The 18853-nt window shown below is 71.9% G+C and carries 19 protein-coding genes and 1 pseudogene; 12 read left to right on the forward strand and 8 right to left on the reverse strand.

The annotated features are described in order from the left end of the window. Positions 1 to 9 precede the first annotated feature (9 nt). The 4 genes and pseudogenes from ACGFH9_RS04495 to ACGFH9_RS04510 all read left to right on the forward strand — a co-directional run bounded on the left by ACGFH9_RS04495 (position 10) and on the right by ACGFH9_RS04510 (position 1360). A complete protein-coding gene (locus ACGFH9_RS04495) occupies positions 10 to 564 on the forward strand; it encodes a carboxymuconolactone decarboxylase family protein (RefSeq protein ID WP_393215147.1) in 555 nt (184 codons plus the stop codon). Between the two features lie 111 nt (positions 565 to 675). Next, positions 676 to 780 (forward strand): annotated as a pseudogene (locus ACGFH9_RS04500) (Scr1 family TA system antitoxin-like transcriptional regulator); the annotation flags it as partial. Positions 781 to 884: 104 nt separating this feature from the next. Then, a complete protein-coding gene (locus tag ACGFH9_RS04505) occupies positions 885 to 1181 on the forward strand; it encodes a Scr1 family TA system antitoxin-like transcriptional regulator (protein ID WP_393215150.1) in 297 nt (98 codons plus the stop codon). Further along, positions 1172 to 1360: a DUF397 domain-containing protein gene (locus tag ACGFH9_RS04510; protein ID WP_393215153.1), complete on the forward strand. Its 189-nt coding sequence runs from the start codon at positions 1172 to 1174 to the stop codon at positions 1358 to 1360. The genes ACGFH9_RS04505 and ACGFH9_RS04510 overlap by 10 nt, the downstream gene beginning before the upstream one ends. A 16-nt stretch (positions 1361 to 1376) precedes the next feature. On the opposite strand, the gene ACGFH9_RS04515 is transcribed toward ACGFH9_RS04510, so the two are convergent. Next, a complete protein-coding gene (locus tag ACGFH9_RS04515; protein ID WP_393215156.1) occupies positions 1377 to 2252 on the reverse strand; it encodes an alpha/beta fold hydrolase in 876 nt (291 codons plus the stop codon). Between the two features lie 236 nt (positions 2253 to 2488). On the opposite strand from ACGFH9_RS04515, the gene ACGFH9_RS04520 reads away from it, so the two are divergent. Together ACGFH9_RS04520 and mqnP are read left to right on the forward strand one after the other, a co-directional pair. Then, positions 2489 to 3946, forward strand: a complete 1458-nt coding sequence (locus ACGFH9_RS04520) for a menaquinone biosynthesis decarboxylase (protein ID WP_393215159.1) — start codon at positions 2489 to 2491, stop codon at positions 3944 to 3946. Next, the gene (mqnP, locus tag ACGFH9_RS04525) at positions 3946 to 4920 is read left to right on the forward strand and encodes a menaquinone biosynthesis prenyltransferase MqnP (protein ID WP_393215162.1); all 975 of its coding nucleotides are present in this window, start codon (positions 3946 to 3948) and stop codon (positions 4918 to 4920) included. Before ACGFH9_RS04520 ends, mqnP begins: the two co-directional genes overlap by 1 nt. Here the strand turns inward: mqnP and ACGFH9_RS04530 are convergent. Then, on the reverse strand, positions 4917 to 5885 hold the full coding sequence (locus tag ACGFH9_RS04530) for a terpene synthase (RefSeq protein WP_393215165.1): 969 nt from the start codon (positions 5883 to 5885) through the stop codon (positions 4917 to 4919). The two genes, mqnP and ACGFH9_RS04530, sit on opposite strands and share 4 nt — an antisense overlap. Positions 5886 to 6046: 161 nt before the next feature. Here ACGFH9_RS04530 and ACGFH9_RS04535 point away from each other — a divergent pair, with 161 nt between their 5' ends. After that, a complete protein-coding gene (locus ACGFH9_RS04535) occupies positions 6047 to 6676 on the forward strand; it encodes a UbiX family flavin prenyltransferase (RefSeq protein ID WP_393215168.1) in 630 nt (209 codons plus the stop codon). A gap of 94 nt (positions 6677 to 6770) precedes the next feature. Here the strand turns inward: ACGFH9_RS04535 and ACGFH9_RS04540 are convergent, their stop codons facing one another. Continuing rightward, positions 6771 to 7037 (reverse strand): BldC family transcriptional regulator, encoded by a 267-nt coding sequence (locus ACGFH9_RS04540; RefSeq protein ID WP_007454516.1) that lies wholly within the window; start codon positions 7035 to 7037, stop codon positions 6771 to 6773. 269 nt (positions 7038 to 7306) lie between these two features. Between ACGFH9_RS04540 and ACGFH9_RS04545 the strand changes: the two genes are divergently transcribed. Both ACGFH9_RS04545 and ACGFH9_RS04550 read left to right on the forward strand, forming a co-directional pair. Further along, a complete protein-coding gene (locus ACGFH9_RS04545) occupies positions 7307 to 7765 on the forward strand; it encodes an Lrp/AsnC family transcriptional regulator (RefSeq protein ID WP_393215172.1) in 459 nt (152 codons plus the stop codon). Positions 7766 to 7787: 22 nt separating this feature from the next. Beyond that, entirely contained in the window at positions 7788 to 8879 is a 1092-nt protein-coding gene (locus ACGFH9_RS04550) for a PLP-dependent cysteine synthase family protein (protein ID WP_393215175.1), read from the forward strand. Between the two features lie 12 nt (positions 8880 to 8891). On the opposite strand, the gene ACGFH9_RS04555 is transcribed toward ACGFH9_RS04550, so the two are convergent. From ACGFH9_RS04555 to ACGFH9_RS04570, 4 genes are all read right to left on the reverse strand, one after another. Beyond that, on the reverse strand, positions 8892 to 9512 hold the full coding sequence (locus tag ACGFH9_RS04555; protein ID WP_393215284.1) for a putative glycolipid-binding domain-containing protein: 621 nt from the start codon (positions 9510 to 9512) through the stop codon (positions 8892 to 8894). Positions 9513 to 9628: 116 nt separating this feature from the next. After that, positions 9629 to 11500: a DEAD/DEAH box helicase gene (locus ACGFH9_RS04560; protein WP_393215178.1), complete on the reverse strand. Its 1872-nt coding sequence runs from the start codon at positions 11498 to 11500 to the stop codon at positions 9629 to 9631. A 197-nt stretch (positions 11501 to 11697) separates the two neighbouring features. Then, complete coding sequence (locus ACGFH9_RS04565) at positions 11698 to 13392, reverse strand: hypothetical protein (RefSeq protein ID WP_393215181.1); 1695 nt, start codon at positions 13390 to 13392, stop codon at positions 11698 to 11700. A 112-nt stretch (positions 13393 to 13504) separates the two neighbouring features. Further along, the gene (locus ACGFH9_RS04570; RefSeq protein WP_393215184.1) at positions 13505 to 15067 is read right to left on the reverse strand and encodes a C40 family peptidase; all 1563 of its coding nucleotides are present in this window, start codon (positions 15065 to 15067) and stop codon (positions 13505 to 13507) included. Between the two features lie 236 nt (positions 15068 to 15303). Here ACGFH9_RS04570 and mqnE point away from each other — a divergent pair, with 236 nt between their 5' ends. The 3 genes from mqnE to ACGFH9_RS04585 are packed head-to-tail and all read left to right on the forward strand — an operon-like array spanning position 15304 to position 17268. Continuing rightward, positions 15304 to 16473, forward strand: a complete 1170-nt coding sequence (mqnE, locus tag ACGFH9_RS04575; RefSeq protein WP_355247966.1) for an aminofutalosine synthase MqnE — start codon at positions 15304 to 15306, stop codon at positions 16471 to 16473. Positions 16474 to 16496: 23 nt separating this feature from the next. After that, positions 16497 to 16934, forward strand: a complete 438-nt coding sequence (locus ACGFH9_RS04580; RefSeq protein WP_393215187.1) for a hypothetical protein — start codon at positions 16497 to 16499, stop codon at positions 16932 to 16934. Between the two features lie 37 nt (positions 16935 to 16971). Continuing rightward, on the forward strand, positions 16972 to 17268 hold the full coding sequence (locus ACGFH9_RS04585; protein ID WP_393215190.1) for a DUF4229 domain-containing protein: 297 nt from the start codon (positions 16972 to 16974) through the stop codon (positions 17266 to 17268). A gap of 173 nt (positions 17269 to 17441) precedes the next feature. Here the strand turns inward: ACGFH9_RS04585 and ACGFH9_RS04590 are convergent, their stop codons facing one another. After that, positions 17442 to 18779, reverse strand: a complete 1338-nt coding sequence (locus ACGFH9_RS04590) for a C39 family peptidase (RefSeq protein ID WP_393215193.1) — start codon at positions 18777 to 18779, stop codon at positions 17442 to 17444. Positions 18780 to 18853: the final 74 nt, after the last annotated feature.

Here is an 18853-nt window from a genome sequence, read left to right on the forward strand (position 1 = left end):
CAGGTGACCATGTCCGTCTTCATCCCCCACACCGCCGAGACCGCGCCCACCACCGCCCGCCGGGCCGTCGAGGGCGTACAGGGCCGGTTCGGCTGGCTTCCCACCCCGGTGGCGCTGATGGCCGAGTCGCCGCAGCTGCTCAGCGGCTTCCTCGCCGCCAGCGCGGGCTTCGAACAGACCAGCCTCGCGCCCGTCGAGCGGGAGGTGGTCATCCTGACCACCTCCACCTCCCACGAATGCCACTTCTGCGTGGCCCTGCACACCGGCAAGATCACTGAGATCGGCGCGAGCGCCGCGCTGATCACCGCACTGCGCGCCGGCACGGAGCTGCCCGAGCGCCGACTGGAGGCGCTGCGTCAGTTCACGCTGGCCGTGCTCAAGCACCGGGGCGCGGTGCCCGACGACCAGCTCGACGCGTTCCTGGGGGCCGGCTACCAGCCCGGGCAGGCGCTGGACGTGGTGCTCGGCGTCGGGGCGTACACCATGTCGACCTTCGCCAACCGGCTCACCCGTGCGCCGCTGGACCCGCCGCTGGCAGCCCACGCCTGGACGCCGGCAGCCTGAGCGAGCCGCGTTACCGCAGAGCTGGGCCGCCGCGACGGCGAGCCGGTGTGGTTCCGCCCCTGGTTGGAGGTCGAGCGGGTGGCCACCCAGTTGCGGTCCTTCGGGGCGACGATGGTTCCCGGCCTGTCGCAGACCGCCGACTACGCCCGCGCGGTGTTCCGGCTCGACCTGGGGCTCACCGCCGAGCGGGTCGAGGAGTTGGTGGCCGCCCGCCTGGAGCGACAGGCCATCCTCGACCGGGAGCACCCGCCGCAGCTCACCGCCGTGATCGACGAGGCCGCGCTGCCGCGCTGCAACGCTTCGCCGAGGGGTGCGCCGGCGTGCTGGCCGACCAGCTCCGACACCTGGTGGCATGCGCCCGCCGCCCACACATCCGGGTGCACGTGCTGCCACAGAAGGTCGGGCTGCACGCCGGCCTGTTCGGGCCGTTCATCCTCGGTCGCACCGCCGACGGCAGTTGGCTCGGCTTCCTCGACAACCAGACCGGCGGCACCGCCGTCGACGAGAACAACGAGGTGGCGACCCTGCTCGGAAGGTGGGAGAGTCTGCGCAGCGACGCGCTGCCCCGGCAGCAGTCCATCGACCTGCTCGAGGAGATCGTGAAGCCATGGATCTGACCGGAGCTCACTGGCGCAAGTCCACCCGCAGTGGCAACAACAGCGGCGCCTGCGTCGAGGTCGCCGACAACCTGCCCGGCCGGGTGCACGTCCGCGATTCCAAGGACCGCGACGGCGGCGTGCTGACCTTCAGCCCGACCGGGTGGCGCTCCTTCGTCGACCTGGCCCGCACCCCCTGACCCCGAGGGCTGCCGCTCAGGCCGCCCCGAGAAAGTCGCGCAGCAGGGCGAGCATCTCGTCCGGGCACTCCTCGTACAGCCAGTGCCCGCAGTCGTCGATCACCTCGCCGCGAACGGTGTCGGCGTACCGGCGTACCTGCTCGGCGACCTGGCCGCCGAGGCTGGCCGACGCGCCGACGGCCAGCACCGGCATGGTGAGCTTCGTGGCCCGGTACGTAGCGTTGTCGGCGATGTCCCGGTCGAACGCCCGAAAGTGGGCGAAGCTCGCCCGCAGGTGCGCCGGGTCGCGCAGGTGGCTGGCGAACTCCTCGATGTCCGGCGCGGCGATGCTGCCCTTGTGCACCATCAGGGCGTCGGTGAACCGGTCCACCCAGAGCGATTCCCGCCCACTGACGAGTTCCTCCGGCAGCCCGTTGTCGAGCGTGAAGAAGCCGAAGTTCCACACCGCCGGCCCGGCCGCGGTGAGCGCGGGAAAGGTGTAGATGCTCTCGTCCGGGATTGGTGCCTCGCTGAGCACCAACCGGCTCACCCGCTCAGGATGGGCAGCCGTGTACGCGTACGCCACCATCGTCCCCAGGTCGTGCCCGACCACTCGCAGGTCACCGGTCACGCCGAGTTGGTCGAGCAGGCCGTGCAGGTCGGCGGCGACGGTCTTCTTGTCGTACCCGTCGGCCGGAGCGTCGCTGCTCCCGAATCCGCGCAGGTCGGGCGCGACCACCTCGAAGGATCGCCCCAACTCGGGCAGCAGGTGCCGCCACATGTACCAACACTGCGGGTACCCGTGCAGCAACACCAGCGGTGGACCGCTGCCACCACGGACATAGTTCATGGTGATCCGACCGACCCGTGCCCGTTGCTCGGTGAACCCTGCCGGAACCCGATCCCCACCCATTCGCCGCCTCCGACCGCCGCCCCGCCCGCTGCCGCCTGTCCGGCTACCCGCTGAACGGCCGGCCATGCCCGTGGGCGCGTTGATCCACTCGCCTTCCTTGAAGTCGCCGTGTCGGGCGGCCGGGGACACCGCGGTTTCACGGAACCCGAGTTGACCTAGAGGTGACGGCGGGCCATCGCGGGCGTCACACCACCCGGCGTGGGCCGCGCCGCACCCGGTGCGGGACACTGGGCGACATGGCTCGTGGCTTCCCGTACACCGATCTCAAGGACTTCGTCGCGGCGCTGGAGCGCGCGGGGGAGCTGCGTCGGGTCGACGTCCCGGTCGACCCGACCCTGGAGATCAGCGAGGTGGTCACCCGCACGGTGCGCGCCGGTGGTCCGGCCCTGCTGTTCGAGCACCCCACCCGGGGTGAGATGCCGGTGGCGATCAACCTGTTCGGCACCGAGAAGCGGATGGCGATGGCCCTCGGCGTCGAGTCGCTGGACGAGGTCGGCGCCCGGATCGGCGCGCTGATCAAGCCCGAGCTGCCGGTCGGCTGGTCCGGCATCCGCGAGGGCCTGGGCAAGATCATGCAGCTCAAGTCGGTGCCCCCGCGCAAGGTCAAGACTGCGCCCTGCCAGGAGGTCGTCTACCGGGGCGACGACGTCGACCTGGGCCGGCTGCCGGGGTTGCAGGTCTGGCCCGACGACGGCGGGATCTTCCACAACTACGGGCTGACCCACACCAAGCACCCGGAGACCGGCAAGCGCAACCTGGGCCTCTACCGGCTTCAGCAGCACGGCCGCAACACGCTGGGCATGCACTGGCAGATCCACAAGGACTCGACCGCACACCACGCGGTCGCCGAGCGGCTCGGCCAGCGCCTGCCGGTCGCGGTCGCGATCGGCTGCGACCCGGTCGTCTCGTACGCGGCCAGCGCGCCGCTGCCCAGTGACATCGATGAATACCTGTTCGCGGGGTTCCTGCGCGGCGAGCGGGTGGAGATGGTCGACTGCCTCACGGTGCCGTTGCAGGTGCCGGCGCACGCGCAGATCGTGCTGGAGGGCTACCTGGAGCCCGGCGAGCGGCTGCCCGAAGGGCCGTTCGGCGACCACACCGGCTTCTACACGCCGGTCGAGCCTTTCCCGGTGCTGCACATCGAGGCGATGACCATGCAGCGGAACCCGGTCTACCACTCGATCGTCACCTCGAAGCCGCCGCAGGAGGACCACGGCCTCGGCAAGGCCACCGAGCGGATCTTCCAGCCGCTGCTCAAGCTGCTGATCCCGGATATCGTCGACTACGACCTGCCGGCCGCCGGGGTGTTCCACAACTGCGCGATCGTGTCGATCCGCAAGCGCTACCCGAAGCACGCGCAGAAGGTGATGAACGCGATCTGGGGCGCGCACCTGATGTCGCTCACCAAGCTGATCGTGATCGTCGACGAGGACTGCGACGTGCACGACTACAACGAGGTCGCGTTCCGGGCCTTCGGCAACGTCGACTACGCCCGCGACCTGCTGGTCACCGAGGGGCCGGTGGACCACCTCGACCACTCGTCGTACCAGCAGTTCTGGGGCGGCAAGGTGGGCGTCGACGCGACCCGCAAGCTCCCGGCCGAGGGCTACACCCGCGGCTGGCCGGAGGAGATGACCATGGCCCCCGAGGTCACCGCCCTGGTCGACAAGCGCTGGAAGGAGTACGGGATCTGATGACGACCCCCGACACCCCTCGCGATCTTGCACCTCCTGTCGACGATTCGCGCCCTTCCTCCCCATATGTCCCAGCAGAAAGTGCAAGATCGCGGGGGAGGGTGCGTGCCTTCCTGGATCTTGTCACCATCGAGCACTCCGTCTTCGCTCTGCCGTTCGCGTTCCTCTCGGCGCTCAGCGCCATGCAGGTTCGCGGTGGGCGGGTTCGCTGGCTCGACCTGTTGCTGATCACCGTGGCGATGGTCGGGGCGCGGACGTTCGCGATGGCCGCCAACCGCATTCTCGACCGGCGGATCGACGCGCGGAATCCGCGTACCGCCGGCCGGGAACTGGTCACCGGGGCGGTGAGCGTGCGGACGGCCTGGACCGGCGCGGCCGTCGCGCTCGTGGTGTTCCTCGCCGCCGCCGCCCTGCTCAACCCGCTCTGCCTGGTGCTCGCGCCGCTCGCCGTGGTGCCGCTGGTCGTCTACCCGTACGGCAAGCGGTTCACCAACTGGCCGCACGCCATCCTCGCTGTCGCCCAGGCGGTCGGCCCGGTCGGCGCCTGGCTCGCGGTCACCGGCACCCTGGACGGCTCCGGGCCGGCCTGGGTGCTCGGCGCGGCGGTCGGGCTGTGGATCGGCGGCTTCGACCTCATCTACGCCTGCCAGGACTCCGAGATCGACCAGCAGATCGGCGTGCACAGCGTGCCCGCCCGGTACGGCCGTCGCTTCGCCCTGCACGCCTCCACCGTGACGCACGTGGTGACCTTCGGGCTCTTCGTCTGGTTCGGCGTGCTGATCGGGTTCGGCTGGCTGTGGTGGGTCGGCCTGGCGTTGACGGCCGTCGCGTTCGCCTACCAGCACCTGGTGGTCAGCCCGACCGATCTCAGCAAGGTCAACCGGGCGTTCTTCACCGCCAACGGGTTCGTCGGCATCGCGCTGTTCGTCTTCGCCCTGCTCGACCTGGTGATCCGCCTGGGCCTGCGGCCCTAAAGCTGGGCGGCCGTCGGGTAGCGGGCGCTCTCCAGGGTCCAGTCGATGGTGCCGCGCACGGCGTACGCGACTCCGTCGAGATGGTCGGTGACGGCCTCGTCCAACGCCGGCCCGAACGACGGCACGGCGGCGCGGAGCGCCACGAACCGCCGCATCGACTCGCGCCAGCGCTCGGCCACCCGCTGCACCGCGTCCTCCGACGAGATGCCCAACTCGGCCTGCGTCGCCACGACCAGGTTGTGCCCGCCCGAGGTGGCCCGGTCCTTCTCGAGCGAGGCCAGGTCGTTGTACCAGGAGAGCAGGTCGTTGCCGGTGCGGGCGATCTGCCGCAGCAGCGGATGGTGGTAGACCGGATCGGGCAGGGACCGGCCGCTGACGAACTCCACCAGCGGATACGACACCTCGGCCGCCGAGGTGGACCGCCGCAACTCGACGTACTCGTCGACGCCGGGACGGGCGTCGGCCTCCTTGTTGGCCGCCTCCCGCCAGGTGCCGTCGAGGTGCCGGGCCACCGCGTCGGCGAAGCGCAGCCGCCACCGCGCCGGCATCCGCCTGCGCGGCTCCCGCCAGGCCAGCACCAGCAGCCGCCGCAGCGGACCGGTCAAACCGCCGTGCCGGAGCCGGGGACCGTCGTGCAGCAGTGCCAGCGTCCCGTCGCGCAGCGCCCGGATCTGCTCCGGGTGGAGCCGGTTCGGGCCGTCGCAGGCGTCGTCGACGAGGAAGAACCAGGTGAACAGGGCGGTCAGCACCCGCAGGTCAACCTCGTTGGCGTCCGGGTAGAGGCGTCCCGCGTACCGGGCGAAGCCTCCCCGGGCCAACCGGTGCAGCGCGGCGTCGTCCAGCGGCATACCCAGCTCGGGCAGGACGTCGACGAGCCACTGCTGGACCCGGTCGGCGTGTGGCGAGAGCCGGGGTGGGATCGGGAACTCGGCGCGCAGCGCCCAGAGGACCTCGCCGGTCGCCACCGATGCCTCCCGTGCGAACTGCTCCCAGTGCAGATCGCCATCGGCAGCATGTCAGGTCGGCGGGACAGTCGCGTACCCGGCCGGACAACTCGGACGGGCGCGGCGCGGCGGATCGCGGGGGTGCCCAGCGGCACGCGGCGCGGACCAGGCAGGCTGGAGGCATGCGGGAACCATGGGTGGTCGGCGTATCCGGAGCCTCCGGTACGCCGTACGCGGCGGCCGTCGTCGGCGGGCTGCTCGACGCGGGCGAACCGGTGGACCTCATCGTGTCGCGCGCGGCGCGGCTCACCCTGCTCGACGAGACCGGCCGCTCGTTCCGCGACGCGCACTGGGCCGAGGACCTGGCGACGTGGCTCGACCGGGACCTGACCGACGCGGACGTACGTCACTGGCCGGCGGGCGACCTGGCAGCCGGACCCAGCAGCGGGTCCTACCGGGTACGCGGAATGGCCGTGGTCCCTGCCAGCACGGCGGCCTGTGCGGGCATCGCGATCGGGCTCTCCAAGGACCTGCTGCAACGCGCCGCCGAGGTCAACCTCAAGGAACGCCGACCGGTGGTGGTGGTGCCCCGGGAGACCCCGGTGACCCGCAGCCACCTGGAGCACCTCATCGCGTTGCACGACGCCGGCGCGGTGGTGCTCCCGGCCAGCCCCGGCTTCTACGGCGCGGGCGCGGCGGCCAGCGCGCAGCAACTGGTCGACTTCGTGGCCGGCAAGGTGCTGGACGCGCTCGGCGTGCCACACACCCTGTTCCGCCGCTGGTCCGGCCAGCTCGGCGCGGCCCGAGGCTGAACGGTCAGGCGGCCCGGCGCTGAACGGTCAGGAATGTTCCAGTGGTGCGCGGACCGGACTGTCGCCCGGTCCGCCTGACGTTGTCCGCACCAGTTCAGTACATGCCGGCGTTGGCCGGACCCGGCCCGGTGGAGGCGGCCGGACCCACGTTGCGTGGCTTTCCGACCTCGTCCACCTCGTCCAGCATGCCCTCCCCCTCAAGCAGGGCTCGCACCTCGGATTCCCGAAACCGGCGATGCCCGCCTGGAGTCCGGATGCTTCCTATCCGGCCGGCCGCCGCCCATCTCGTCACAGTTTTCGGGTCCACCCGAAACAGCGCGGCGACCTCACCCGGTGTCAGCAGGCGATCTCCAGTGTCCACAGCCCCCTCCTCGCGTCGACGAAGCCCCTGGCTGAACACACTGCCCCCGGCTGGTGCGAGCCCAGAGCCGTCATGAGGGACGTATGGCAATTACAGCACCAGGGACCTGGCCTGTCCGCCAAACGCGAAAAATGCACTGAGTGGGAAGTTAGTAAATGGTACTGGTGCGACCCCTACCTAGACCGTCCGTTTGTGAACAGTTACTCACTGTCCTGACCAACGGATGCCGAAGGACTCGCGTTACGCCCAACGCGTTAAGGTCACTCTCCGTGGATGCCATCGACCTGACCCTCGTCGACCTGCTGCGGGGCAACGCCCGTCTGTCGTACGCCGAGCTGGCCCGGCAGGTAGGCCTCTCCGCCCCGGCCGTGCACGAACGCGTCGGCAAGCTGGAGAGCAGCGGCGTCGTGCTGGGCTACCGGGCGGACGTGGCGCCCGAGGCGATCGGGCTGGGCGTCACCGCGCTCATCGGCATCGTCGAGGACTCCGGCGCGGACTCCGACGACATGCTGGAGTCGCTGCGGGTGCTGCCCGAGATCGAGTCCTGCTACTTCATGGCGGGTGTCGAGTCGTTCCTACTCAAGGCCAGGGTCGGCACGATCGCCGAGCTGGAACAGCTCATCGTGCGGCTGAACCGGACACCCGGTGTCGCCTCGACCCGTACCGCCATCGCCCTCTCCACCAAGTGGGAGAACCGCCCGCAGCCGGTCGGTCCGCAGCCCGCCTGACCTAGTTGCTAGGTTTCCGAGCGTGACTCATCTCGACCGGTGCGACGAGGCCAGCCGTAGCTGGGTGACCGAAGCGATCGCCACTGTCGAAGCGGACGCGAACCGCTCGGCCGACACCCACCTCCTGCCCCTTCCGCTGCCCCGGGCCTGGGGAATCGACCTCTACCTCAAGGACGAGTCGTCGCACCCCACCGGCTCGCTGAAGCACCGGCTGGCCCGCTCACTGTTCCTCTACGGCCTCTGCAACGGGTGGATCGGGCCGCACACCACGATCGTCGAGGCATCCTCGGGTTCCACGGCGGTCTCCGAGGCGTACTTCGCGCGCATGCTCGGACTGCCGTTCATCGCCGTGATGCCCGCGTCCACCTCGCCCGAGAAGATCGCGCAGATCGAGTTCCAGGGCGGCCGGTGCCACCTGGTGGACGACCCGGCGGGTGTCGTCGTCGAGGCCCGCTGGCTGGCCGAGGACTCCGGCGGCCACTTCATGGACCAGTTCACGTACGCCGAGCGGGCCACCGACTGGCGGGGCAACAACAACATCGCCGAGTCGATCTACGCCCAGTTGGAGCTGGAACGGCACCCCATCCCGGCCTGGATCGTGGTCGGCGCCGGCACCGGCGGCACCAGCGCCACCATCGGCCGGTACGCCCGCTACCGCCGCCTGTCCACCAAGCTCTGCGTCGTGGACCCGGAGAACTCCGCCTTCTATCCCGCCTGGGTGGCCGCGGACTGGTCCGTACGCACCGGCAAGGGCTCCCGCATCGAGGGAATCGGCCGCCCCACCGTCGAGGCGTCCTTCCTGCCCTCGGTCGTGGACCGGATGGTCCAGGTGCCGGACGCGGCCTCGCTGGCCGCCATGCGCGCCGGCTCGGCGGTGCTCGGCCGTCGGGTGGGCGGCTCCACCGGCACCAACCTGTGGGGCGCGTTCGGCCTCATCGCCGACATGCTGGCTGAGGGGCGGACCGGCTCGGTGGTCAGCCTGATCTGTGACGCGGGCGACCGGTACGCCGACACGTACTACTCCGACGACTGGGTGGCCGCCCAGGGCCTCGACCTGGCCGCTCACACCGCCACCGTCGAGCGCTTCCTGACCACCGGGGCCTGGCCCGCCTGAGCGGGTGTGACCTCAGCGCGGGTCGATCCTTTCGGCCAGGCCGGGATAGCGCACCACGTACCCGTCGGCGTCCAGGTCGATGTCGGCCGTGAACGTGCCGCTGGCGAACCGGACCCGGCCGGGCCCCAACGCCGTGTAGATCTGCTCGGCCGGCACCACCTCCAGGCCGGGCAGCAGCATCCACGCCACGGTGATCCGGCGCGGCATGTCGGCCGGCCCACCGGTCAGCCCGAGCCGGCGTACCGGGAGGGCGTTGAACAGCGGCGAACCGCTCAGGTCGACGTCGAGCGCGTCGGCGAGGCGATCCGGGTCGTCGGTGCCGGGAAGACCGGCCCGGGGGTGTCCGGCCGCGATCAGCGCCGCGTCCAGGTCGCCCTGCTCGGCGGTGGTCACCCGCCACCGGGACGTGGCCCGTTCCAGGGTCACCCGGCGAAGCCAACCTGATCCCTCGACCTCGACCTCGACGCGGGCGGTGCTCCGGTCGGGCGCTGTCGTCAGCCGATAGCGGGTGGTGAACGGAATCGGATCGACGGCGAGAAGTGTGCCCCGCGCCGTCAACGTGTCGCCGTCGTCGAGCAGAGCCTGCTCGCTGCCAGCGGTGTCCGTCCGGGACCAGAAGATCGACTTGCTCATGGTCGCCATGAGCCGGACGTTACGCGACCCGCGCGTCATCGGCAGGGCATGCGCGAACGCCGTCGCGGAGCACATGCTCCGCGACGGCGTTCCGGGTCGATCAGTGGATCACCGAATCAGTGGGTACGCGCCGGCGGCCGCCCGCCGAAGCCCCGCCGGTCGTCACGCGGCCGGTCGTCCCCACCGCGGCCCTCGGAACGGTAGCCGCCCCGGGTGTCCCGGTCCGCGAAGCGCCGGTCACCCCGGTCGGCCTGCGGCCGGTCGCCGTAGCGCCGCTCGCCCTGGGGGCGATCGCCGTACTGCCGGTCATCCTGCGGGCGGTCGGCGTAGCGGCGCTCACCGGTCGGTCGGTCCCCGTAGCGCGGACGGTCGCCCTGCGGGCGGTCGCTGTAGCGCCGCTCGCCAGCCGGTCGGTCACCCCGGTCGGTCTGCGGCCGGTCGCCGTAGCGCCGTTCCCCGGTGGGCCGGTCGCCGTAACGCGGCCGGTCGCCCTGCGGGCGGTCGCCGTACTGCCGGTCACCCTGCGGGCGGTCGCCGTAGCGTCGCTCGCCGGTGGGTCGGTCGCTGTACCGCCGCTCGCCCTGCGGGCGGTCGCCGTAGCGCCGCTCGCCGGACGGCCGGTCGCCGAACCGGCGCGGGCCGCCGGAGCGGTCGTCGAACCGTCGCCCGCCGCGGTCACCGAACCCGCGGGGCTCCGCCTCGACGCGCACCGGGATGCCACTGGGCTCACGGGCGCCGATCAGCTCGGCCAGCACCGGGTCGCCGACCCGGACGCGGGTCTCGGCCGGTGCCACGCCGGCCTTCTCCAGCATCGCGAGGGTGGTGCGGCGCTGCTTGGGCAGCACCAGCGTGGCGACCGCGCCGGACTCGCCCGCCCGGGCCGTGCGACCGGCGCGGTGCAGGTAGTCCTTCGGGTCCTTCGGCGGGTCGACGTGCAGCACCAGGGTGACGCCGTCGACGTGGATGCCCCGGGCCGCCACATCCGTGGCGACCAGGACGTTCATCCGACCCTCGCGGAACTCGGCCAGGGTCTTGGTCCGCATCCGCTGGGTCTTGCCGCCGTGCAGCCCGCCGGCCCGTACACCGACCGCGGCCAGCTGCTCGACCAGCCGGTCGACGCCCATCTGCGTACGCGCGAAGACCATGGTCCGCCCGTCCCGGGCCGCGATCGAGGCGGCCACCGGGAACTTGTCGTGCGGCGGGATCAGCAGCATGTGGTGGTCCATGGTGGACACCGAGGCGGTCGACGGCGCGGTGGAGTGCGTCACCGGGTCGTTCATGAAGCGCTTGACCAGCGCGTCGACGTCGCCGTCGAGAGTGGCCGAGAAGAGCAGCCGCTGACTGCCGGCCGGCGTCTTCGACAGCAGCTCGGTCACCTCGGGCAGGAAGCCCATGTCGGCCATCTGGTCGGCCTCGTCGAGCACTGTGACCTCGACGTCGTCGAGCTGGCAGACGCCCCGCTCGATCAGGTCGCCGAGCCGGCCCGGGGTGGCCACGATGATCTCCACGCCGCGCCGGAGCGCGTCGATCTGACGGTCGTACGGAACGCCGCCGACGGTGGTCTTCAGGAACACGTTGAGCGACTTGCCCAACGGCAGGAGCGCGTCGTTGACCTGCATGGCCAGTTCGCGCGTCGGTACGAGGACCAGGGCGCGCGGTCGCAGGGGCCGCGCCGGACGTCCGGCAGCGACCCGGGCCAGCAGGGGAAGGCCGAAGGCGAGGGTCTTGCCCGACCCGGTCTGCCCACGACCGAGCACGTCCCGGCCGGCGAGGGCGTCCGGAACGGTTGCCTGCTGGATCGGGAAGGGAGTGGCGATGCCCTGTCGGGCCAGCGCGCGAACCAACGGCTCGGGCAGGCCCAGATCGGCGAAGCTGATCGTCTCGGCGGTCTCGGTCGGGGCGGCGTCGGACGTCTCGGGGGCGTCGATCGCCGCCGGGGCGGAATCGAAAACGGACGGAACGGTGCTGTGGTCAGCAGAGGTGGTCAACAAATGCCTTTCGAGCGGGGCGCATCTTCGCGATGGCCTGCCGCGGCTGTGCCGCCGGATCGCCCGCAAGATCGCCCATGGGCGCGCACCGGGCGCGCCAGGTCAGTGATCTCAACCAGTGTACGGCGGTTCGGCGGAGCCGCCAGTCGGTTGACCGACCGTAGTGGGCGGACTCACCATCGCAACCGGCCGGCGGGTCAGCCGTTGAGCACGCTGCCCATCAGACCGTCCAGGGCATTGTTGGCGAGGAGGACGACCAGCACGCTGATCCCGATCAGGAGCCCCAACGCGGCGACCAGGACGATCACCACGCGGGTGTTCCGGGACCTCTCGGCCGGCGTCTCCGCCCAGCCCTGAGCGAGGATGTGCCCGGTCAGCGAGCCGGAGTTCTCCACCGCCGCGTTGGGCGGCAGGGCGATCGTGGTGTAGCCCGGCCCGTCGCCGCCGGCGTAGACCGTGCCCGACAGGCCGGTGCCACCAGCCCGGCTGCCGGCGCGACTGCCAGCCACCGTGTCCCGCCGTTCGGGGCCGCCGGGCGGCGTGGTCGTCCGGTGGTCCGTACCGCCGGTCAGTGGGGTGGTGGTGGACGGGGGCCAGGTCGGCAGCGCGGGCGCGGGCACCACCGGAGGGGCGGTCGAGGCGCTGCCCGGCGCTGGCGGTGCGACATCCGACGTCCGCTGGGTGGCGGTCGGGGCAGAGAAGGACGCACCGGAGGTTCGCGGTGCCGCGTCCGTCGCGGACGGCCAACCGGACGGCGGTGCCGAGACCGAGGCGGCCCACCCCTGCGGGTCGGCCGACGTGCTGCGGGCGTACCCGTCGGAGTCGGCCCGCACCGACGACGCGGCGGTCCATCCGGCGGAGTTGGCCGGCGGCGCGGAGACCGACGCGCTGGCCCGTACGCCCGGCGTGCCGATCGTCGCCGGAGGCGGCGGGAACGGTGGTGCCGGCATCGGGCCGGGCGGCGGCGGTGGCGCGGGCACCGGCGGGCCGGGCGGCGGCATCGGCGGCCCGGGGACCGGTGGCGTCGGGGGTCCGGGGACGGGCGGCAGCGGCGAGGGTGGTGGCAGGGGCGGCCCGGGCACGGGTGGTACCGGGTCCGGTGGCGGCGTGGGGAAGGGGCTCGGCGTCGGCGCCGGACCGGGCGGGTACGGCCCCGGGCTCGGCGCGGGCTCCGGCTCGCCCGGCCCGGGCGGCGTCGGCTCCGGGGTCGGCGGCGCGGGTGGCTGCGCGGGCTCCGGGGGCTGTGCCGGCTCGGGCGGTTCGGGACTCACCGGTCCCGACCGGTAGACGGCCGACGTGCTGGCCCGGGACTCCGGCGTGGCCTCGTCGCCGGCCGCGACCCGGCTGCTGCCGGGCACCGTGGCACTGGCTCGCGCCGAGGCCGCGGCGCTGGTCGAGGCCGGAACGCTGGCGCTGGCGGTCGAGCCGTCCCGCTGCGCGGGCGGCGTGCTGGCCGAGCCGGTCGCACGGTAGGTGGTCGCGGTGGCCGGAGCGCTCGCCGGAAGATCATCGGGGCGTGCCGGAGCTGTCACGACGCTGGCCCGCGCCCGGACCGGAGCGGCCGCCGAGTCGGCGACGGCGTCCTCCAGCTGCGCGGCGTCCGCTCCCGTCTGCGGCGCGACGGCATCGGTGTGCAGCGTGGCGGCGGCGTTGTCCGTCGCGGCGTCGGTGGGCGCGGTGTCCGACGCGGCAGCGTCAGTGGGTGCGGTGTCCGTGCCGGCGCTGGACTGTGCGGCGCTGGACTGTGCGGCGCTGGGCTGTGCGGCGCTGGGGGCATCGGCCGCCGAGCCGGTATCGGCACCGGTCGTCGGATCCGAGGTCGTCAGCCTCGGCGCGTCGGCCCGGTCGACGTCACGGTCGACACCCTCCACCGGATCTTTCTGCTCGGCCATCTCCGCCCTCCGCGCCACGCTCGCACCCGGTCCGTGACATCGGACCGGGTGTGCCTGGTTGTCACCGTGCCACAGATCGTCCCAGGCGGACAGCCGGAGCCCGGGTGGCGGATCAGCGTCCCGCGCTCGGGCTGTCGCTGCTCGTCCCGCTCCGACTGGTGGACGGCGTGGACCCCGCGGATGCCGACGAGCTGGCCGGTGCCGTGGTCGGCGGCGTCGGCAGCGTCGTCGGCGTGTTGGTCGGGTTGCCCGTCGGAGTTGGCGAGGTGCCGCCGGTCGGCTTCGGCGTAGCGGTCGGCTTCGGTGTGCCGGTGGGCGTCGGCGTACCCGTTCCCGTCGGCGGGGGCGTCGGCTTCGTGGTCGGCTTGCCGGTGGGGCTCGGCTTGGGGGTTGTCGTCGGCTTCGCGGGCGGCGTCGGCTTGGTGGTGGCGGGCGGCGGCACGGGCGGGAGTGGCACGTTCGGAGTGGGCACCGCGCCGATCACCCGGGTCACGGCGTAGAGCCGGGACCAGCCGACCACCGAGATCTTGACCACGTCACCGGTGGTGGGCGCCTGCACCATCTTGCCGTTGCCGATGTACATGGCGACGTGGTGGATCGTGGTCCAGCTGCTGCCGGAGGCGAAGAACATCAGGTCGCCGGGGAGCGCCTCGGTCGGCCGCACGGTGCGTGCCCGGGTGGCGGCGTACTGGTCGCGGGAGACCCGGGGCAGGTCGAAGTAGTCGGCGCCCGGGGACCGGTACGCGGCCCACATCAGGCCCGAACAGTCGAACTCGTTCGGGCCCTCCTCGGACCACTTGTAGGGGTCACCGAGTTGGGCGAGCGCGTACCGGACGGCAGCCAGCGCCCGCGGGTGCGCGGACATTCCGCTGCTGCTCTGGCCGGCGACGTAGCCCGATCCGAACTGCTGATCGGCGGCCTCCTGCTGGCGTTCGAGCGCGATCAGCTGGGTGGCGTTGTCCCTGCGGAGCTTGAGCAGGCTGGCCTCGGCGGTCTGCAGCGCCTTCTCACCGGTGGTGAACTCCGCCTCGGCGGCGTCGACGGCGGCCTTGGCCGCCGTGTGTGCCTGGTAGGCGGACTGCTCGGTGGCGCGGGCCCGAGCCAGCTCGCCGGTCACGGCGGTGCTGGCGCCCTCGACCTTCTCGCCCCGGTTGATCCGCTGGAGGCGGCTCAGCCCCTGGATGTCGTCGACGAAGTCACCCGGGGGCAGGGCGGCGGCTGCCTTGACCGCGTCCGAGGCTGCGGCGTCGGCTGCCTGCTGGGCACGGAGGAGGGCGTCCTGCGTGGCCGCCAGCACCTTGCCGGCAGCGACGAGCTGCGCCTGCGCGTCGGTCCGTTTCTGACGGGTCAGCAGTAGTTGGTCGCCGAGCAGGCCGACCTGGCTTTCGGCGGCGGCGATCTGGGCGGCCAGCGGGCCGCTGCCAAGGTTGACCACCGGCGGTGCCGGGACGCCGGCGCCGGGCGGGTTGCCGGGCACCTGCGGGGCGCCGATGGCCGGCGGGCGCGCACCGGTGTCCGGCACCGTCGCGGGCACTGTCGGCTCGGCGTACGCGGGAGTGGCCAGTACCGCGGCGGCGATCGCGCCGAGCAGGGCGGCCCAGAGCTTCGGGCGCAGCACCGGCGAGATCACCGGGCTCCGTCGTCGCTGCCGTCGCCCGCGCCCGCTGTCGACCATTCCGCTCCCCGTCCGGTGCTCGTCGCCGCGCTCGGTGGGCGCGGCCGTCGGGACGGTACCAGTGTGTGAGTTCCGCCCCACCTTGTCTTACCGCACGAGGGCAGTGATGTCGATGCATCGGCGGGTTACGGGAGGCTGAGAGTCCGGTGAAGTGGGTCGCTGTCGCCGACCGTGCCGCCGGGGTCACCGGAGGGCCGACGTACCCTCGGGAGGACCGCAGGTGGAAGGGACGTGCCATGGACGCCGGACTCAAGCGTGAGCTCGAAGCGAAGGTGTACGCCGGTGAGCGGCTGACCCGGGAGGACGGCATCGCCCTCTACGACAGCGACGACCTGACCTGGTTGGGGCGGCTGGCGCACCACCGGCGCACCGAGTTGAACGGTGAGCGGGTGATGTTCAACGTCAACCGGCACCTCAACCTGACCAACGTCTGCTCGGCGTCCTGTGCGTACTGCTCGTTCCAGCGCAAGCCGGGCGAGAAGGACGCGTACACGATGCGCATCGACGAGGCGGTCCGCAAGGCCAAGGAGATGGAGGACGAGCAGCTCACCGAGCTGCACATCGTCAACGGTCTGCACCCGACGCTGCCCTGGCGCTATTACCCCAAGGTGCTGCGCGAGCTGAAGGCCGCCCTGCCGAACGTCAAGCTCAAGTGCTTCACCGCGACCGAGGTGCAGTGGTTCGAGAAGATCAGTGGCCTGAGCGCCGACGAGATCCTCGACGAGTTGATGGACGCCGGCCTGGAGTCACTGACGGGTGGCGGCGCGGAGATCTTCGACTGGGAGGTCCGGCAGCACATCGTCGACCACAACTGCCACTGGGAGGACTGGTCGCGCATCCACGCCCTGGCGCACAGCAAGGGCATGAAGACCCCCGCGACCATGCTGTACGGCCACATCGAGGAGCCCCGGCACCGCGTCGACCACGTGCTGCGCCTGCGCGAGTTGCAGGACGAGACCGGCGGCTTCGCGGTCTTCATCCCGCTGCGCTACCAGCACGACTTCGTGGACTCGGCGGACGGCAAGATCCGTAACCGGATCCAGGCGCGGACCACGATGGCCTCGCCGGCCGAGTCGCTGAAGACGTTCGCGGTGTCCCGGCTGCTCTTTGACAACGTGCCGCACCTGAAGAACTTCTGGGTGATGCACGGCCTCTCGGTGGCGCAGCTCTCGCTGAACTTCGGCGTGGACGACCTGGACGGCTCGGTGGTCGAATACAAGATCACCCACGACGCCGACTCGTACGGCACCCCGAACACCATGCACCGGGACGACCTGCTGCACCTCATCTGGGACGCCGGTTTCCAGCCGGTCGAGCGGGACACCCGTTACAACGTCGTCCGGGAGTACGACAAAGCGCCGTCGCTGGCCGAGCGCCGCGCCGAGCCGCAGCAGGTCTGGGCCTGAGGCACCACGTACCCTCGCAGTCGATGACCGAGCAACGTGGTGCCGAGCAGCAGGGCAGCTTCCCCCGGCGGGATGCCGAGGGGCGCGTCCGTACGCTGGGCGACCTGCTCGGGGTGTGCCTGGCCGGCCTGGTCATCGGCGTGCTGGCGCTCGTGTTGTTCGAGTGGGCGTTCTCCTCGTTCGGCGCCGGCGACTTCGGGCACACCAACGGTTGGTTGGCGGTGATCCTGCCGGCCTGGCTGTTCTGGGACGACTTCCGGGCCTGGGCGTTCGGTGCGGCTCGGGTGGTGGCGGCGCTCGTCGCGGCGGCTGTCGGGGTGCTTGTGGGGCTGTTGGTCGCCGGTCTGGGCGCCGGGCTGCCACCGCTGCTGTCCGGCGCGTTGGCGGCGGCGGCGTTCACCGTGGCGTACGCGACGATCTGGTTCCCCGGCGTCCGTTGGCTGGCCCGCCGGACCGGCTGAATGACCCGCCCACGGGCGCGGAGAACGGAGAGCAGACGTGAGCGCGGCGCTCAAGTACACACTGGGCCGGATCGGGCTGTTCGTCGCCGTACTGGCGGCCCTCTGGCTGGTCGACGTGGACGTCTTCCTGAAGCTGATCCTGGCGCTGGCGTTCTCCGCCGCGCTCTCCTTCTTCCTGCTGCGCGGCTGGCGTGACGAGATGGCCCAGGAGATGGCCGAGGCCACGGAACGGCGTAAGGCGGAGAAGGAACGCCTCCGCGCGGCCCTGGCCGGCGAGGACCAGCAGTCCGACGAGGACCAGCAGTCCGACGAGAGCGAGCGGCGGCAGCCGTAGGTCCCGCGGACGCGCACTGCCGCAGGGCAGTACCCCCCCGCCCCCGCCCCCCGCCCCCCCCGAAACCCGAGCGTTGATCATGAAGTTATTGCCTCGACACGCCGAGCGGTCGGGCAATAACTTCATGATCAACGGCGTTCACTGGGGATCGACGGCGTTCACTGGGGGGTTTGTCACCAGTTGGTGGAGCCGGGGACCTTGGGCCAGGGCTTCGACTCGGGCTTGATGAGGTAGGCGACGCCGCCGGAGCCGCCGGAGGTTCCGCCGCTGGCGTTGGTGCGCTTGGTGCGCAGCCAGATCTGCTCGAACTGGGTGCGCTTGTAGACGTTGCGGACGACGTCGTTGCTGGACGAGGCCGGGTCGTTGACGATCACGTCGCCGTCGGCGGTGAAGCCGACCACCACGAAGAGGTGCCCGGAGGTGCCGTAGTTCGCTCCGTCCAGCTCGCTGGCCAGGAAGGACTGGCTGGTCACCACGGGGATGCCGGCGGCGATGAAGCGTTCCAGTTCGTCCAGTGAGTGCAGCCGGGTGACCCGCCCCTCCAGGCCGGGGAAGCTGGCCGCGTACGCGGTGTTGAACGGCCAGTTGCCCGCGCCGTCGTACGCGTAGTCGAACGTCATCCGGGCGGCGTGGTTGACGGTCGGGTCGGGGTAGGTCGGGTCCACCCAGGAGGTGTCCGCGGCCGACGGCTTGCGTCCCCAGTACTCGACGACCATCTCGGTGGAGGTGGGCGAACACCAGGCCTCACCACCGCCGTCGTACTCGGGGTAGTGCCCCTTGTGGACGTTCTGCGAGTAGCGGGGCACCGGCAGCTCGACACCCCAGGCGATGTGCCCGGCGCTCGGCGGGACGGTGAACCGGTCCGGCACGGTGGAGCTCATCGCGCCGAGCATCCGCACCACCGGGGCGGCGGTCTGCCCGGGTGCCCGGTAGAGGGTCAGCCGCAGCTGGTACGACCGCAGCAGCACCCCGGCGTCGGCGTCGTCGATGCTGAAGGTGTCGGTCCAGATCGTCGACCAGGGGTCGCCCTGCCCGTCGACGCTGGTCCGCTTGATGTCGGTGTCGCCGGAGGCCCAGCGGCCCAGGACGTACCAGGGGGTCTGGTCGCCGTTGGTGTAGCCGCCCTGCATCTCGACCTGGATCCAGGTGCCGGCGGGGGTCTGCGCGTTCCAGGAGGCGATCAGCTCGGTGGCGTCGAACCCGATCCGGGTCACGGGTGAGGTCCAGGTGCCGTACTCCCAGGTGCGGGTGGCACCGGTGTGCGGGTCGGCGTACTCGGTGGTGCCGGCCGGTCGGCTCAGGGTGACGCCGGCGTGCGGGCCGGGCACGACGCGGGTGCCGGCCTGGCTGCCGTGGTGCCAGTCGGCGGGTCCGGACCAGTCCTGGAAGGTGATCTGCTCGTCGTGGGCGGGGGAGGCCGGCCGGGCCGCCGCGGCGGGGGCCGTGGTGGCGAGCAGGGTGAGCGCGCTGACGCCGGCGAGGGCGGCCGCGTGCAGGCGGGAGGGTGCCATGGGTGCTCCGCGGTGTCGAGTGGGGGCATCGTCGCTGGTCAGTGTTCCGCTTGCAAGGAAGTTTCGCCAGATGT

It is taken from the genome of Micromonospora sp. NPDC049102 (assembly GCF_043197485.1).
GTDB lineage: Bacteria > Actinomycetota > Actinomycetes > Mycobacteriales > Micromonosporaceae > Micromonospora.

What these genes read in the sequence shown, in the direction of transcription:
- ACGFH9_RS04495 (WP_393215147.1), top strand. Translation starts at nt 10, where the DNA reads ATGTCCGTCTTCATCCCCCACACCGCCGAGACCGCGCCCACCACCGCC.
- ACGFH9_RS04580 (WP_393215187.1), top strand. Translation starts at nt 16,497, where the DNA reads ATGACCGAGCAACGTGGTGCCGAGCAGCAGGGCAGCTTCCCCCGGCGG.
- ACGFH9_RS04555 (WP_393215284.1), bottom strand. Translation starts at nt 9,512, where the DNA reads ATGAGCAAGTCGATCTTCTGGTCCCGGACGGACACCGCTGGCAGCGAG.
- ACGFH9_RS04515 (WP_393215156.1), bottom strand. Translation starts at nt 2,252, where the DNA reads ATGGGTGGGGATCGGGTTCCGGCAGGGTTCACCGAGCAACGGGCACGG.
- ACGFH9_RS04590 (WP_393215193.1), bottom strand. Translation starts at nt 18,779, where the DNA reads ATGGCACCCTCCCGCCTGCACGCGGCCGCCCTCGCCGGCGTCAGCGCG.
- ACGFH9_RS04570 (WP_393215184.1), bottom strand. Translation starts at nt 15,067, where the DNA reads ATGGTCGACAGCGGGCGCGGGCGACGGCAGCGACGACGGAGCCCGGTG.
- ACGFH9_RS04520 (WP_393215159.1), top strand. Translation starts at nt 2,489, where the DNA reads ATGGCTCGTGGCTTCCCGTACACCGATCTCAAGGACTTCGTCGCGGCG.
- ACGFH9_RS04565 (WP_393215181.1), bottom strand. Translation starts at nt 13,392, where the DNA reads ATGGCCGAGCAGAAAGATCCGGTGGAGGGTGTCGACCGTGACGTCGAC.
- ACGFH9_RS04535 (WP_393215168.1), top strand. Translation starts at nt 6,047, where the DNA reads ATGCGGGAACCATGGGTGGTCGGCGTATCCGGAGCCTCCGGTACGCCG.
- mqnP (WP_393215162.1), top strand. Translation starts at nt 3,946, where the DNA reads ATGACGACCCCCGACACCCCTCGCGATCTTGCACCTCCTGTCGACGAT.
- ACGFH9_RS04510 (WP_393215153.1), top strand. Translation starts at nt 1,172, where the DNA reads ATGGATCTGACCGGAGCTCACTGGCGCAAGTCCACCCGCAGTGGCAAC.
- mqnE (WP_355247966.1), top strand. Translation starts at nt 15,304, where the DNA reads ATGGACGCCGGACTCAAGCGTGAGCTCGAAGCGAAGGTGTACGCCGGT.